General features: G+C 59.7%; 12 protein-coding genes. 8 read left to right on the plus strand and 4 right to left on the minus strand.

The annotated features are described in order from the left end of the window. Positions 1–33: 33 nt before the first annotated feature. The 5 genes from AAIH70_RS10715 to AAIH70_RS10735 all read left to right on the plus strand — a co-directional run bounded on the left by AAIH70_RS10715 (position 34) and on the right by AAIH70_RS10735 (position 5,389). A complete protein-coding gene (locus AAIH70_RS10715; RefSeq protein ID WP_132272217.1) occupies positions 34–828 on the plus strand; it encodes a thymidylate synthase in 795 nt (264 codons plus the stop codon). Then, positions 825–1,343 carry a dihydrofolate reductase gene (locus AAIH70_RS10720; RefSeq protein ID WP_132272218.1) on the plus strand — a complete coding sequence of 173 codons (519 nt, stop codon included), beginning with the start codon at positions 825–827 and terminating at the stop codon, positions 1,341–1,343. The genes AAIH70_RS10715 and AAIH70_RS10720 overlap by 4 nt, the downstream gene beginning before the upstream one ends. Positions 1,344–1,531: 188 nt before the next feature. Continuing rightward, positions 1,532–2,671, plus strand: a complete 1,140-nt coding sequence (gene hflK / locus AAIH70_RS10725; protein ID WP_132272219.1) for an FtsH protease activity modulator HflK — start codon at positions 1,532–1,534, stop codon at positions 2,669–2,671. Continuing rightward, the gene (hflC, locus tag AAIH70_RS10730) at positions 2,671–3,630 is read left to right on the plus strand and encodes a protease modulator HflC (RefSeq protein WP_132272220.1); all 960 of its coding nucleotides are present in this window, start codon (positions 2,671–2,673) and stop codon (positions 3,628–3,630) included. Before hflK ends, hflC begins: the two co-directional genes overlap by 1 nt. A gap of 166 nt (positions 3,631–3,796) precedes the next feature. Next, positions 3,797–5,389 (plus strand): Do family serine endopeptidase, encoded by a 1,593-nt coding sequence (locus AAIH70_RS10735; protein ID WP_132272221.1) that lies wholly within the window; start codon positions 3,797–3,799, stop codon positions 5,387–5,389. Positions 5,390–5,429: 40 nt separating this feature from the next. Here AAIH70_RS10735 and AAIH70_RS10740 read toward each other — a convergent pair whose 3' ends face one another. Together AAIH70_RS10740 and serB are read right to left on the minus strand one after the other, a co-directional pair. Beyond that, on the minus strand, positions 5,430–6,002 hold the full coding sequence (locus AAIH70_RS10740; RefSeq protein ID WP_132272222.1) for a GNAT family N-acetyltransferase: 573 nt from the start codon (positions 6,000–6,002) through the stop codon (positions 5,430–5,432). A gap of 29 nt (positions 6,003–6,031) precedes the next feature. Further along, on the minus strand, positions 6,032–6,925 hold the full coding sequence (serB, locus tag AAIH70_RS10745; RefSeq protein ID WP_132272223.1) for a phosphoserine phosphatase SerB: 894 nt from the start codon (positions 6,923–6,925) through the stop codon (positions 6,032–6,034). Between serB and miaA the strand changes: the two genes are divergently transcribed. Then, positions 6,924–7,844, plus strand: coding sequence for a tRNA (adenosine(37)-N6)-dimethylallyltransferase MiaA (gene miaA / locus AAIH70_RS10750; protein ID WP_132272577.1), 921 nt, complete (start codon positions 6,924–6,926; stop codon positions 7,842–7,844). The two genes, serB and miaA, sit on opposite strands and share 2 nt — an antisense overlap. Positions 7,845–7,855: 11 nt before the next feature. Here the strand turns inward: miaA and AAIH70_RS10755 are convergent, their stop codons facing one another. Then, the gene (locus AAIH70_RS10755; RefSeq protein ID WP_165931953.1) at positions 7,856–9,913 is read right to left on the minus strand and encodes an ATP-binding protein; all 2,058 of its coding nucleotides are present in this window, start codon (positions 9,911–9,913) and stop codon (positions 7,856–7,858) included. 477 nt (positions 9,914–10,390) lie between these two features. On the opposite strand from AAIH70_RS10755, the gene AAIH70_RS10760 reads away from it, so the two are divergent. Both AAIH70_RS10760 and ilvN read left to right on the plus strand, forming a co-directional pair. After that, on the plus strand, positions 10,391–12,178 hold the full coding sequence (locus AAIH70_RS10760; protein WP_132272225.1) for an acetolactate synthase 3 large subunit: 1,788 nt from the start codon (positions 10,391–10,393) through the stop codon (positions 12,176–12,178). 47 nt (positions 12,179–12,225) lie between these two features. After that, the gene (gene ilvN, locus AAIH70_RS10765; RefSeq protein WP_132272226.1) at positions 12,226–12,798 is read left to right on the plus strand and encodes an acetolactate synthase small subunit; all 573 of its coding nucleotides are present in this window, start codon (positions 12,226–12,228) and stop codon (positions 12,796–12,798) included. 43 nt (positions 12,799–12,841) lie between these two features. Here the strand turns inward: ilvN and AAIH70_RS10770 are convergent, their stop codons facing one another. Next, a complete protein-coding gene (locus AAIH70_RS10770; protein ID WP_132272227.1) occupies positions 12,842–13,699 on the minus strand; it encodes an aldo/keto reductase in 858 nt (285 codons plus the stop codon). Positions 13,700–13,872: the final 173 nt, after the last annotated feature.

A 13,872-nucleotide genomic window follows, 5' to 3' on the forward strand; every position in this document is an offset into this window, starting at 1 on the left:
TGCCTGAAATTCAGGAATCGGCGACCACGACCCATGAAACAATATCTCGACCTTCTCAGCCATGTGATGGAAACCGGCAGCGACCGTGGTGATCGCACCGGCACCGGCACGCGTTCGGTTTTCGGTTACCAGATGCGTTTCGACCTGTCGGACGGTTTTCCGGTTCTGACCACCAAGAAACTGCACCTGAGGTCGATCATCCACGAGCTGCTTTGGTTCCTGCAGGGCGATACCAATATCGCTTACCTCAAGGAAAACGGCGTGCGCATCTGGGATGAATGGGCCGATGAGAACGGCGATCTCGGTCCTGTCTACGGTTATCAGTGGCGCTCCTGGCCAAAGCCGGATGGCGGCCATGTCGACCAGATCGTCAATCTGATCGAGGGTTTGAAGACCAATCCGAATTCGCGCCGGCATATCGTGTCGGCCTGGAACCCGGCGCTGGTGGACGAGATGGCCCTGCCGCCGTGCCATTGCCTGTTCCAGTTCTACGTTTCCGACGGCAAGCTTTCCTGCCAGCTTTATCAGCGTTCGGCGGACATTTTTTTGGGCGTGCCCTTCAATATCGCATCCTATGCCCTGCTGACGCTGATGGTGGCGCAGGTGGTCGGCCTCAAACCCGGCGATTTCATCCACACGCTGGGTGACGCGCATATCTACGCCAATCACTTCGAACAGGCCGAATTGCAGATGACGCGGGCGCCGAAGGCGCTGCCGACCATGCGCATCAATCCCGACGTGAAGGACATTTTCAGCTTCAAGTTCGAGGATTTCACGCTCGAGAATTATGAGGCGGATGCGCATATCAAGGCGCAGGTGGCGGTTTGAAAAAACATCCGGTTTCCATCGTCGTCGCGGTTGCCAGCAATGGTGTCATCGGCAGGGACGGCGACATGCCGTGGAAGCTGTCCACCGACCTTAAGCGCTTCAAGGCGATCACGCTGGGCAATCCGGTTGTGGTTGGCCGCAAGACGCTCGAATCATTCGGCGGAAAACCGCTGCCGGGTCGGCCGCATGTGGTCGTGACCCGCAATCCGGATCTGGCGGTAGATGGTGCTGACACCGCCTGCTCGCTTGAGGCTGCTTTGAAGCGCGCCGACGAGATCGCGACGCAGACCGGTGCCGCGCAGGTGGCGGTGATCGGCGGCGGAGAAATCTATCGGCAGGCGATGGATGTCGCCGACATTCTCTACATCACCCATGTCGAGGCCGAGATCGCAGATGGCGATACTTTTTTCCCGGCGATCGATCCGGCCGTGTTCGAGAGGGGCGAAGAGCTCTTTGTGCCTGCCGGTGAAAAAGACAATTACCCTACTCGCTTCGTCACCTATCATCGCCGATAAGTTGTGTTTTGAAAGGTTTCATTTTCGAAATCGCTTCAAAGACCTGCGAAACAGCCCTTGAACACCGGGAAGTTATTGAACGCGCGTTGAAACCACGTGTTGCGAACCCTATAACGGGCTAGATCGGGAAATGTGCGGGGGAATTCGCGCGCCACCGGCATGGGAGTGACACCAACAAAGAGGTTTTGATGCCCTGGAGCAATCAGAATGGCGGCGGCCCCTGGGGGGGCGGCGGCGGTAATAACAACGGCAATAATCAAGGCGGGCCTTGGGGGCAGGGTCCGAACAAACCGCGCAGCGGTGGCGGCGGCGGTGGAAACGGCGGCAATGGCGGCCCACCCGATCTCGAAGACCTGATCCGGCGCAGCCAGGATCGTCTGCGCGGCGTCATGCCCGGCGGCTTCAATGGCGGCATTTTCGTCATTCTGGCGCTGGTCGTGCTTGCATTCGCGGCATTCCAGTCGGTCTACACGGTGCAGCCTGATGAGCGCGGCGTTGAGCTGCGATTCGGCAAGCCCAAGGAAGAAGTCGCCATGCCTGGCCTTCATTTCCATCTGTGGCCGTTCGAGACCGTCGAGATCGTCAAGGTTACCGAGCAGCAGCAGAACATTGGCGCGCCACGTGGTTCCAACACGAACGCTGGCTGGATGCTGACGGGCGACCAGAATATCGTCAACGTGCAGTATTCCGTTCTGTTCACGGTCAATGATCCAAAAGCCTATCTGTTCAACATCGAAACTCCGGCGGCAACGCTGCAGCAGGTTGGCGACAGCGCGATGCGCGAAGTCGTCGGACGCCGCCCCGCGCAGGACATTTTCCGTGCCGGTCGCGAGTCGATCTCGACGCAGGTGCGTGACATCATTCAGGGCACGATGGATCGATATGGCTCCGGCATTTCCATCAATGCCGTGTCTATCGAAGGCGCATCTCCGCCGCAGGAAGTCGCGGGCGCGTTTGAAGAAGTGCAGAAGGCAACGCAGGCCGAGGACCAGGTGAAGGAAGAGGCGAACCGCTACGCCAACCAGAAGCTTGGTGGCGCCCGTGGTCAGGCCGCGCAGATCCGCGAAGAGGCTTCCGCCTATCGCGACCGCGTCGTCAACGAGGCAGAGGGTGAAGCCCAGCGTTTCGTGGCGATTTACGACCAGTACAAGAATGCACCCGAGGTTACTCGCCAGCGTCTGTTCCTGGAAACCATGGAGGGCGTTCTGAAAAACTCCAACAAGGTGATCATTGAAGACGGCAAGGGTGTTGTGCCTTACCTGCCGATCAATGAACTCATGAAACAGCCGGCTGGCGCGGCGGCAGCGACGCAGCAGGGGGCAAACTAATGGTATCGAACAAGTTGCCCGCTTTCTTGATCGCCCTCGGCGTTTTGCTTTTCATCGTCTATTCGTCCGTGTTCGTGGTAAGCGAACGCGAGCAGGCCATCGTCATCCGTTTCGGTGAGATCCAGTCGGTCAAGAGCGAGCCGGGCCTCTACATGAAGTTGCCTTTCGCCTTCATGGATGCCGACCGCGTCCAGTATATCGAAAAACGTGCCTTGCGGCTTGATCTGGATAACATCCGGGTACAGGTCAGCGACGGTAAGTTTTACGATGTCGACGCTTTCGTCGTGTACCGGATCTCCGATCCACGTCGTTTCCGGGAAACGGTTTCCGGTGACCGCGCGTCGGCCGAGTCGCGCCTGAGGACACGTCTCGATTCCGGTCTTCGCCGCGTTTATGGTCTTCGCGGCTTCGAGGCGGCTCTGTCTGAAGAGCGCGTTTCGATGATGACCGAGATTCACCGCGACCTGAACGTCGCAGCCGAGTCATTGGGTGTAAAGATCGAGGACGTTCGCATTCGCCGTACCGACCTGACGCCCGAGCTTTCGCAGACGACGTTTAATCTGATGGAATCGGAACGTCTGGCGGAAGCCGAACTGATCCGTGCTCGCGGTAACGAAGAGGCACAGCGCCGTCGCGCTATCGCCGATCGTCAGGTGGTTGAGCTTGTTTCGCAGGCCAGCCGTGATTCGGAAATCATCCGAGGTCAGGGCGATGCCGAGCGGAACCGCATCTTTGGCGAAGCGTTCTCGCGCGATCAGCAGTTCTTTGAATTCTATCGTTCGATGCAGGCCTATGGCACGTCGCTTGGCGGTGCCGGCACGACCATGGTCCTGTCGCCCGATTCACAGTTCTTCCGGTTCTTCGCAAACCCGGACGGCAATGGTGGTCAGGGGCCGGTTCGCACCGCGCCTGCAGCCCCGGCCGCCGGTGGCCAGACGCCGGCGCCTGCCAACAACTGATGGCACGGGCATGACAATTGAAGGGGCGGCTTTCGGGCCGCCCCTTTCGTATTCGCTACTGTTCGTGGGGATTGTCGGCGCTATCTCACGAAAAGGTAATTTCCCAGGTCTTCATTCCGCCTTATGCTTCTGTTCCAGATAAGTCGGGTTCTCAGCGAGGATATAGATGGCTCGTTCCTTTCGGTCGTCCTTGAAACGGTCCGCTGCGGCAGGTGCCGCATTCGTCATGCTTTCGGGCGCTCTCGTCACGCCATCAGCGGCATGGGCGCAAGCCCAGGCGGCACAGGCAAATTCGCCTCTCGCACCGCCGCCCGGCGGTGGCCCCGCCTCGGTTGCCGATCTCGCAGAAGGCCTGCTGGATGCCGTGGTCAACATCTCCACCTCGCAAAGCGTCAAGAACGAGGGCGAGGGGCCGCAAAAGCCTGTCGTGCCGGAAGGCTCGCCCTTCCAGGAATTCTTCAACGACTTCTTCGATGGTGACGGCAAGGGTGAGGGCAACCGCAAGGTCAATTCGCTCGGCTCCGGCTTTGTCATCGATCCTGCCGGTTTCGTGGTGACCAACAACCACGTCATCGAAGGCGCCGATGATATCGAGGTAGTTTTTCCGAACGGCGACAAGCTGAAGGCAAAACTGATCGGTACCGACACCAAGACCGACCTCTCGGTTCTGAAAGTGGAGCCGAAAGCGCCGCTGAAATCGGTGCGGTTCGGTGATTCGCGCAAAATGCGGATCGGCGACTGGGTGATGGCGATCGGTAACCCGTTCGGCCTTGGCGGCTCGGTGACGCTCGGCATCATTTCGGCGCGCGGCCGTAACATCAATGCCGGCCCTTACGACAATTTCATCCAGACGGATGCCTCGATCAACAAGGGCAATTCCGGCGGGCCGCTGTTCAACACCAAGGGTGAGGTCATCGGCATCAACACGGCGATCATTTCGCCAAGCGGTGGCTCCATTGGTATCGGTTTCGCGGTGCCGACCGAACTTGCGGAAAACATCGTCAAGCAGCTGATCGAATTCGGCGAGACCCGTCGCGGCTGGCTCGGCGTGCGCATTCAGCCGGTAACGGATGATGTGTCGGCAAGCCTTGGCCTGAAGGCGGCGCAGGGCGCACTCGTGTCCGGTGTCATCAAGGGCGGCCCGGTCGATAACGGCACGATCCGTGCCGGCGACGTCATTCTCTCTTTCGACGGCAAGCCGGTGAAAGAAATGCGTGATCTGCCGCTGGCGGTGGCCGAAAGCCCGGTCGGCAAGGAAGTCGATGTCGTCGTCATGCGCGATGGCAAGGAGCAGACGGTTAAGGTGACGCTCGGTCAGCTGGAAGACAGTGCCGAGCCCGAGGAGAACGCTGGCCAGCCGGTCCTGCCGGAAGGCGAGGGCGAGGACATGGAGCCGGACAACGATATGGCCGAAAAACAGGCACCGGACGTAAAGCCGCCGGCAGATGCGGACAAGGTTGCGCCCAGCAGCCTCGGTCTGGCGCTGTCGTCTCTCGGTGAAGACCAGCGCAAGAGTTTTGGTATCGGTGCTGCCGTCAACGGTGTCGTGATCACTGCCGTCGAGCCCAACACCGCGGCTGCCGAAAAAGGCCTGAAGGCCGGCGATGTGATCGTTGAAGTCGGTCAGGACGCGGTGAAAAGCCCGGAGGATGTGACCAAGCGCGTGCAGGTGCTGAAAAGCGAAGGCCGCCGGTTCGCGCACATGATGGTATCAGGTGCCAATGGCGAATTGCGCATTGTCGCGGTGCCGCTGGAGTAGTCTGATTTCCGATAAAGATATTGGCCCGCTGGTGATCTCGTCAGCGGGCTTTTTCGTGTCTGGAGGGCCACAATTCTGTCGCCGCCGCATACACCAAATGATGTTTCAAATGCGGGTGTGTGTCGGGCACGCGCGGATGCTCGAAATCGAGCCATGGTTGGCGCTGCATGCCGATGCGCTGCATGACCGCCGTGGACCGCTGGTTTTCGGCAACGGCGAAGGAGAGGACCGCCTTCATGCCGCGTTTCACCAAGGCGTCGTCCAGCAAGGCCAGCGCTGATTCCGTCACATATCCATTGCCCCAGAAACGCGTGGCGAGCCGCCAGCCGATCTCGACCATGCCTTCAGGGAAAATGCCGGGCAGGTTGGTCGGTGACAGACCGCAGAAGCCCATTGGTTCATCGGTTTCCTTGAGGGCCATCGCGTAGAAACCGAGGCCGGTCTCGGTGATCATGCCGTTCAGCTTCTCCAGAACAGAATCCGATTCCTCGTAGCTGCGACGGAAGGGAAAAAATTCCATCACTTTCGGATCGGCATTGATCTCGCGAAAGAGGTCGCGGTCGGATGGCCGCCAGTTGCGGAGAATGAGGCGTTCGGTCTCGAGAATGATCACATTCGCCTCCCTGGCTTGTATCCGGTGTTTCAGGCGAGGGGAGCGAAGTCGGTCTTGCGATAACCCTGGATGTAGAGAAGGGCTGTCAGGTCGCCATGGTCGATGCGCATCCTGGCCTGTGCCGCCACGGTGGGCTTGGCGTGCAGCGCCACGCCCGAACCTGCTACGCCAAGCATGCCGAGATCATTGGCGCCATCACCGACGGCCATGGCGTCTTCCGGCGAAATCCCGAGCTTTTCCGCAAGGTCCATCAGAGCGTCGATCTTGGCCTGCTTGCCGAGGATCGGTTCGGCAACCTCACCGGTCAGCACGCCGTCCTTTTCGATAAGAATGTTGGCGCGGTCCTCGTCAAAGCCAAGCGTTGCCGCGATGCGGCTGGTGAAAACCGTGAAACCGCCGGAAACGAGTGCAGTGTAAAATCCCTTGGCCTTCATCGTGGCAATCAATTCGGGGCCGCCCGAGGTCAGCGTGATGCGCTTGGCGATGACCTCGTCAACGACGGTGATCGGCAGGCCTTTCAGCAGCGCCACGCGTTCGCGCAAAGCCGGCTCGAATTCGATCTCGCCGTTCATGGCGCGGGCGGTGATGTTTGCGACCTTGTCCTTGAGGTCGACTTCGGCGGCCAGTTCGTCGATGCATTCCTGACCGATCATGGTCGAATCCATGTCGGCGAGCAGGAGTTTCTTGCGACGTGTTTCGGTGTTCTGGATGACAAGGTCGATCGGCTTGTCGGCAATGACAGCCCGGATGGCGGCTTCGATCGCTACGAGATCGGCACCGTCGCGCAGGGCGATATCGCAGGCGATACCATCGGCCAGCCAGTAAAGACCGGAGGCGTTTGCGGCTTCGGCTGCCTGTTCTCCCAGCCCTGCGGTCAGAACGGGATTTGACGGATGGGCAATGAGCGTGGCAACGAAAGCCATGATGAGCGACCTTGTGGACGATTTCGACGCGATCCTGATAACCGGGCCGACTGCCAGCGGCAAGTCGGCGCTGGCGGTTGATTTTGCCAAACGCCATGACGGCGTGGTGATCAATGCCGACAGCATGCAGGTTTACGACACTTTGCGCGTGCTGACGGCTCGTCCGGCGGAAGAAGACATGGAAGGCGTGCCGCACCTGCTTTACGGGCATGTGCCGGCCACAACGGCCTATTCTACAGGTGAGTGGCTGCGTGATGTACAGCGGCTGCTGGCCGATCTGAAACGCGAAGGGCGTCTGCCGGTTCTGGTCGGCGGCACCGGCCTTTATTTCAAGGCGCTGACCGGCGGCCTGTCGGATATGCCGGCGATACCGGATGATCTGCGCGAATCGCTGCGCCAGCGGATGGCGCTGGAAGGGCCGGAAGTTCTGCACGCGGAACTGGCTTCACGCGATGCAGAGACGGCGGCGCGACTTCAGGTGAAGGATGGGCAGCGTATTTTGCGGGCGCTGGAAACCCATATCCATACCGGCCGTTCCATTTCATCTTTTCAGGAAACGCGGGGGCCGATGATCATCGATCCGTCGCGGGCGAAAAAGATCGTCGTCCTGCCGGAACGACCGATATTGCATGACCGGATAAACCGTCGTTTCGAGATCATGCTCCAGACCGGAGCCATCGAAGAGGTTGGCGCGCTGATGGCCTTGCAGCCGGCGCCGGACATGCCGGTGATGAAGGCGATCGGTGTCAACGAGATTGCCGAGATGGATGCCGGGCGGATGCGTCGCGAGATGGTGATTGAGCGTGGCTCAGCGCTCACCCGGCAATATGCCAAGCGCCAGATGACCTGGTTTCGCAATCAGATGGATGACAGCTGGGAGCGCTGGCCGGGACCTGACGGACCAGCCAACGCCCACTGAACTTTTTCGGGTCAGTCCTTGTCGTAAAGGCTGCTGAGCGGCTTTTTCAGCAGGCTGTCGCGCAGCGATCCGCTGCCTTCGGAACGACCGAAAGCGGGGCGCGAGGCGTCTGTGCGGCCAAGTCCGGTGAAATCGGATGCGGCGTCGCGGCGGACTTCCGTAAAGCGTGTCGGCCGGGATGGCTCGGCATCGCGGGAAAGGCGTGGCAGCATATCCGGGCGGTACGGCTCCAGACCTTCCGTCGATTGCGGCTGGGCGGTCTGGCCGGGTGCAAGCGGTGGAATGTCTTCGGTGCGCATTTCGTTGTTCCAGCGTGCCAGTTCGGCATCGCTTGCGCCATCGTCGTCTGCATCATCGATGTAGTTATCCGTCTGCGAGAGCGAAAAACTCTGGCTGCTGACGCTGCGCTGAAAATTGCTGATGTCGGGGCCGGCGACGGAGCGCATGCGCGAGACGACGGAACGCAGATCCACGGTGTCGGGTGTTTCGTCATCCCCGTAATGGGCAGCGCTTGCGCCATTGGCTTTCGGCAGATGGCTCTGGTCGACACGGGTGAAGCGCATGCGCATAGGCACCGAGATGGCCTCGCCGAAGGCAATGGCTTCGCCGTTGCCGATCGACGATAGAAAACTTGTCGTCGAGATCGACGAGTTGGGAATGGCCGAGCGGATGATGTCCTGGTCCTTGTCATTGGCCAGTCGCATCGCAAAAACCGTCGAGCACTGTGACAGGATGGTCTGGTCGAGCTCGCCCGGACGCTGGGTGATAACACCGAGGGAAACGCCGTATTTACGACCTTCCTTGGCGATGCGGGCGATGGCCTGCCGGGTCGGCACGAAGCCGAGTTCGCGGTCGGCCGGCACGTAACGGTGGGCTTCCTCGCAGACGACCAGCATGTGAATGGCGCCATTGCTCCATAGCGCCAGTTCGAACGACATGCGGCAGAGGATGGAGACGACAGAATTGACGACTTCCGACGGAATGCCGGCCAGCTGGAACGTTGAGATCGGCCGATCGTCGCCGGGAATGCGGAAAATGTGCGCAATGGTCTCCATGATCGTGTCTTGGATCGTGTTGTTGGAGAACATGAAGTGGTAGCGCGGATCGTTGATCGCAGAGGTGACGCGCATTTTCAGCGAGCGCAGCACCGGCTTTTCGCTGCGGCCCTCAAGGCGGCCGATACGCTCGTCGATCAGGGCGAGAAGGTCGGCCATGCGATAAGGGACGGGCGTGTCGGCGGTGACCGAGCTTTTTTCGGTGGTGCGGCGCATCAGCGAGGAGTCGCTGCCGCGGAAAGCGCGTTTTGCCTCCGGAATGACGTCTCGCAGAATGTCGAGTTCGTCGGCGACCGGCGGGCGCCCACGGAAAACCACCTCGGCAAACTCTTCCAGCCGCATCAGCCAGAACGGCAGGTCGAGCGTGTCGGTATCAATGACGACCGCTTTTTCCGGGAAGGCTGCCGCGAATTCGTTGTGCGGATCGAGGATGAGTACGCGAAGCTTAGGATCGGCTTCGATAGCCTTGTTCAGCAGCAACGACACCGCCGTCGACTTGCCGACGCCGGTGGAGCCGACGACAGCGAAGTGTTTCGACAGCATCGACGGAATATGAATTGTCGCGTCGATCGCTTCGTCCTGCGTCAGCTTGCCGACAACGCAGCTTTCGCTCTGTCCGGTATCGTAAATGCGCACGAGGTCTGCCGCGCGGATGCGGTGGGCGATAGCGCCGAGATAGGGATAGCGGGAAATTCCGCGTGAAAATTCCTCACGGCCGTCCGGGCTGACGCGGACTTCGCCCAGCAGTTCGACCTCGATGCGGAATTCGTTGTCGCCACCGTCGATCCATTCGTTCTTCTCGGTCGACATGGAATAGGAAATGGCGACGACGCGGTTGGTGCCAACGCTGATCGAAATCAGACGCCCGACCGACCACAGTTCCGTCAGTCCTGTTTCGCCGTCTTCAGCGACTGCAGCAATGGTTGCGTGGGCGCCATTACAGGCAACGACTCGTCCAAGCAGCCGGTTGCCGGGCCTGTCGCCATCGCGCCGTTCCTGTTCGCCGGCCGTCATTGCTTTCTGAAAGTCACTGTTACGCACTAAATGGCCCCTATTCTCTGGGTCGGGCTGAAACGAACTAGCAATTACTTATGGGGCCTGCCCCTTTAATCTTGGGGGACATTAGCGCAGGCAGCTTAATAAGGGGTTTCAATAAGTTGTCGCATGCGACAAGTCTGTTTCATCTTGCCGGGCAGGGGCCGACGGCAATTTTTCAGCGCTTTCGCGTTGACGGGCAATATGTTTGCCGCTAACACTCGGCCCATGAAAAATTCGATCGCTCTTATTGTGGTGGGAACGCGCATGGGCAGGATGGTGTAACCATCCGGCGTTAGCCACCCATGCGCGGAAAGACAGGCTCCTCAAGGGGCCTTTTTTTATGCCTTGTTCCCGGTCGGCAAACACAATGCACAACGGATCGGAAGCAAAAAAACTCCAGCAGCAATCCCGGCCATTGCAGATATAAAAGGCCAGACCCCAGGAGGATATGACATGACGGATACGGCGGATAACGGCAACCGAATGACAGGCGCCGAAATCGTGCTTCGCGCTTTGAAGGACAATGGCGTCGAGCATATTTTCGGCTATCCCGGTGGCGCCGTGCTTCCGATCTATGACGAGATCTTTCAGCAGGAAGACATCCAGCACATTCTCGTCCGTCATGAACAGGGTGCCGGCCACGCGGCCGAAGGTTATGCCCGCTCCACCGGCAAGGTCGGCGTCATGCTCGTCACGTCCGGTCCCGGCGCCACCAATGCGGTGACGCCGCTGCAGGATGCGCTGATGGATTCGATCCCGCTCGTCTGCCTGACCGGCCAGGTGCCGACCACGCTGATCGGTTCCGATGCGTTTCAGGAAGCCGATACCGTCGGCATTACTCGGCCCTGCACCAAGCACAACTGGCTGGTGAAGAATGTCGACGAACTGGCCGGCATCATCCATGAAGCCTTCCGTATCGCCCAGAGTGGCCGTCCGGGTCCGGTCGTGGTCGATATCCCGAAGGATATCCAGTTTGCGACCGGCACCTATACGTCGCCATCCGAAATGGCGTCTTCGAAAAGCTACCAGCCCAAGGTCAATGGCGATCTCAATGCCATTCAGGCTGCTGTCGAACTGATGGCGACGGCGCGTCGTCCGGTTCTCTATACCGGCGGTGGTGTCATCAATGCCGGCCCGGAAGCTTCGAAACTGCTGCGCGAACTGGTCGAACTCACCAATTTCCCGATCACTTCGACGCTGATGGGCCTGGGTGCCTATCCGGCATCCGGCAAGAACTGGCTCGGCATGCTCGGCATGCACGGTTCCTACGAGGCCAATCTGACCATGCATGACTGCGATGTCATGGTTTGCGTCGGTGCGCGTTTCGACGACCGGATTACCGGTCGCCTGAATGCATTCTCGCCGAACTCGCGCAAGATCCACATCGATATCGACCCTTCGTCGATCAACAAGAACGTCCGTGTCGACATTCCGATCATCGGCGATGTCGGCCATGTTCTCGAAGACATGGTTCGCCTGTGGCGGGCGCTGCCCAAAAAGCCGGAAAAGGCGCAGACGGCCGAATGGTGGTCTTCGATAGAAACCTGGCGCGCCAGAAAGTCGTTCTCCTACAAGAACTCGAACGACGTCATCATGCCGCAATATGCGCTGGAGCGTCTTTACGAGGCGACCAAGGGGCATTCCACCTTCATCACCACGGAAGTTGGTCAGCACCAGATGTGGGCCGCCCAGTTCTTTGGCTTCGAGGAGCCGAACCGCTGGATGACCTCGGGTGGTCTCGGCACGATGGGTTACGGTCTGCCGGCAGCACTTGGCGTGCAGGTGGCACATCCCGATGCTCTGGTCATCGACATCGCCGGCGATGCCTCTATCCAGATGTGCATCCAGGAAATGTCTTGCGCCATCCAGCATAACCTGCCGGTCAAGATCTTCATCCTGAACAACCAGTACATGGGCATGGTGCGCCAGTGGCAGCAGCTGCTGCATGGCAACCGTCTGTCGAATTCCTACACGGAAGCCATGCCTGATTTCGTCAAGCTGGCGGAAGCCTATGGCGCGGTCGGCATGTATTGCGACGATCCGAAGGAACTGGACGAGAAGATTGCCGAGATGATTGCCGTGAAGGCTCCGGTCATCTTCGATTGCCGGGTTGCCAATCTCGCCAACTGCTTCCCGATGATCCCGTCGGGCAAGGCGCACAACGAGATGCTGCTGCCAGACGAAGCCACGGACGAAGCGGTTGCTCAGGCGATCGATGCGAAGGATCGCCAGCTCGTTTGATACGAGCCGGCATTCCAGACGAAGTTTTGAGGGAGCGAACCCAGATCATGAACGCACATCAGCAACCGACCGGCTCGGCCTATTTCATCAGCCCGGAGACCGCCAAAGTCGAGAGCCACACGCTATCGGTTCTCGTCACCAACGAACCGGGCGTTCTCGCCCGCGTCATCGGCCTTTTTTCCGGCCGTGGCTACAATATCGAAAGTCTCACCGTTTCGGAGACAGAACACGAGTCGCATCTGTCGCGCATCACCATCGTCACCAACGGTACGCCGCTGGTGCTGGAGCAGATCAAGGCGCAGCTGGAGCGCATCGTGCCGGTTCACCGCGTCGTCGACCTGACGGTGCGCGCCGGCCAGCTTGGCCAGGAACGCCCGATCGAGCGCGAAGTGGCGCTGATCAAGGTGGCCGGTTCGGGTGAAAGCCGCGCCGAGGCATTGCGGCTGGCAGATGCCTTCCAGGCCAAGGTGGTGGATGCAACGGTCGAACACTTCATCTTCGAGATCACCGGAAAATCGTCGAAGATCGACCAGTTCGTGGCGGTGGTGAAACCGCTCGGCCTCATCGAAGTCTGCCGCACCGGCATCGCAGCGATGAACCGCGGGCCGCAGGGCATGTAATCTTTTTTGGGGCGGTCCTTGGATCGCCCCACTTTCTTTTGGGTTACAGCATTTCCAGCGGTCGTGCCTTGGTCGGGGCTGGGAAGATAGCGTTGAGCTTCTGCCATTCGTCGTCCAGCAGCCGCAGTGCAAGCGCCCTGACATTTTCCTCGACATGCGCCTTGTTCGACGCCTTTGGAATGGCGATCACGCCAAAATGCTGAAGCACGAAGGCAAGCGCCACCTGTGCCGGCGTGGCGTTGTGAGCGCGGGCAATATCGATCAGGTCGGGATGGTGGGCGAGGCGGCCCTGCTCGATCGGCGAATAGGCCATGATCGGAATGCCATTGCCGACGCACCATGGCATCAGATCATATTCGATGCCGCGACGGCCGATATTGTAAAGAACCTGATTGACGGCGCAGCGATCGCCATGCGGCACTGAAAACAGTTCCTTCATGTCGGCGGTGTCGAAATTCGAAACGCCCCAGTTGCCGATCTTTCCCTGTTTGACGAGTGTCTTGAAACCTTCCACCGTTTCCGCCAGCGGGTGGCTGCCGCGCCAGTGCAGCAGGTAAAGGTCGATGCGGTCGGTGCGCATGCGTCGCAGGCTGCGCTCGCAGGCGGCGATCACGCCGTCGCGGCTGGCATTCTGGGGGTAGACTTTCGACACAAGGAAGACCTCGTGGCGACGCCCCTTGATCGCTTCGCCGACAATCTCTTCCGCACCGCCTTCGCCGTACATTTCCGCCGTGTCGATGAGCGTCATGCCGAGGTCCATGGCATGGCGAAGGGCGTCGATCTCTGCCGCCTTGTGTCGGGCGTTTTCGCCCATGTTCCAGGTGCCCGCGCCGAGCGTCGGTACACCGGTGCCATCGGGAAGTGAAACGGTTGGGTTGAGGATTTTCGGGGCGTCAGACATGGGGCTTCCGCTGCTGTTATTTCATCAACATAAGGCCTGTCGCCGAGATTTCCAGAACTTTTGGGCTGCACAATAACGTATGTCTACGGCGGGTAGCCGGATGTTACAGAGCCAGCGAATGCTGCGCGGCGATACAGATCAAAACAACGCCATCGTTATTGCCGGAATTGCGC

It is taken from the genome of Neorhizobium sp. BT27B (genome assembly GCF_050455485.1).
Lineage (GTDB): Bacteria > Pseudomonadota > Alphaproteobacteria > Rhizobiales > Rhizobiaceae > Neorhizobium.

Excerpts from the sequence above, each read along its gene's own strand:
- ilvN (WP_132272226.1), top strand. The coding sequence starts at position 12,226 with ATGAACGCACATCAGCAACCGACCGGCTCGGCCTATTTCATCAGCCCG.
- hflK (WP_132272219.1), top strand. The coding sequence starts at position 1,532 with ATGCCCTGGAGCAATCAGAATGGCGGCGGCCCCTGGGGGGGCGGCGGC.
- hflC (WP_132272220.1), top strand. The coding sequence starts at position 2,671 with ATGGTATCGAACAAGTTGCCCGCTTTCTTGATCGCCCTCGGCGTTTTG.
- AAIH70_RS10715 (WP_132272217.1), top strand. The coding sequence starts at position 34 with ATGAAACAATATCTCGACCTTCTCAGCCATGTGATGGAAACCGGCAGC.
- AAIH70_RS10755 (WP_165931953.1), bottom strand. The coding sequence starts at position 9,913 with ATGACGGCCGGCGAACAGGAACGGCGCGATGGCGACAGGCCCGGCAAC.
- miaA (WP_132272577.1), top strand. The coding sequence starts at position 6,924 with ATGATGAGCGACCTTGTGGACGATTTCGACGCGATCCTGATAACCGGG.
- AAIH70_RS10735 (WP_132272221.1), top strand. The coding sequence starts at position 3,797 with ATGGCTCGTTCCTTTCGGTCGTCCTTGAAACGGTCCGCTGCGGCAGGT.
- serB (WP_132272223.1), bottom strand. The coding sequence starts at position 6,925 with ATGGCTTTCGTTGCCACGCTCATTGCCCATCCGTCAAATCCCGTTCTG.
- AAIH70_RS10760 (WP_132272225.1), top strand. The coding sequence starts at position 10,391 with ATGACGGATACGGCGGATAACGGCAACCGAATGACAGGCGCCGAAATC.
- AAIH70_RS10770 (WP_132272227.1), bottom strand. The coding sequence starts at position 13,699 with ATGTCTGACGCCCCGAAAATCCTCAACCCAACCGTTTCACTTCCCGAT.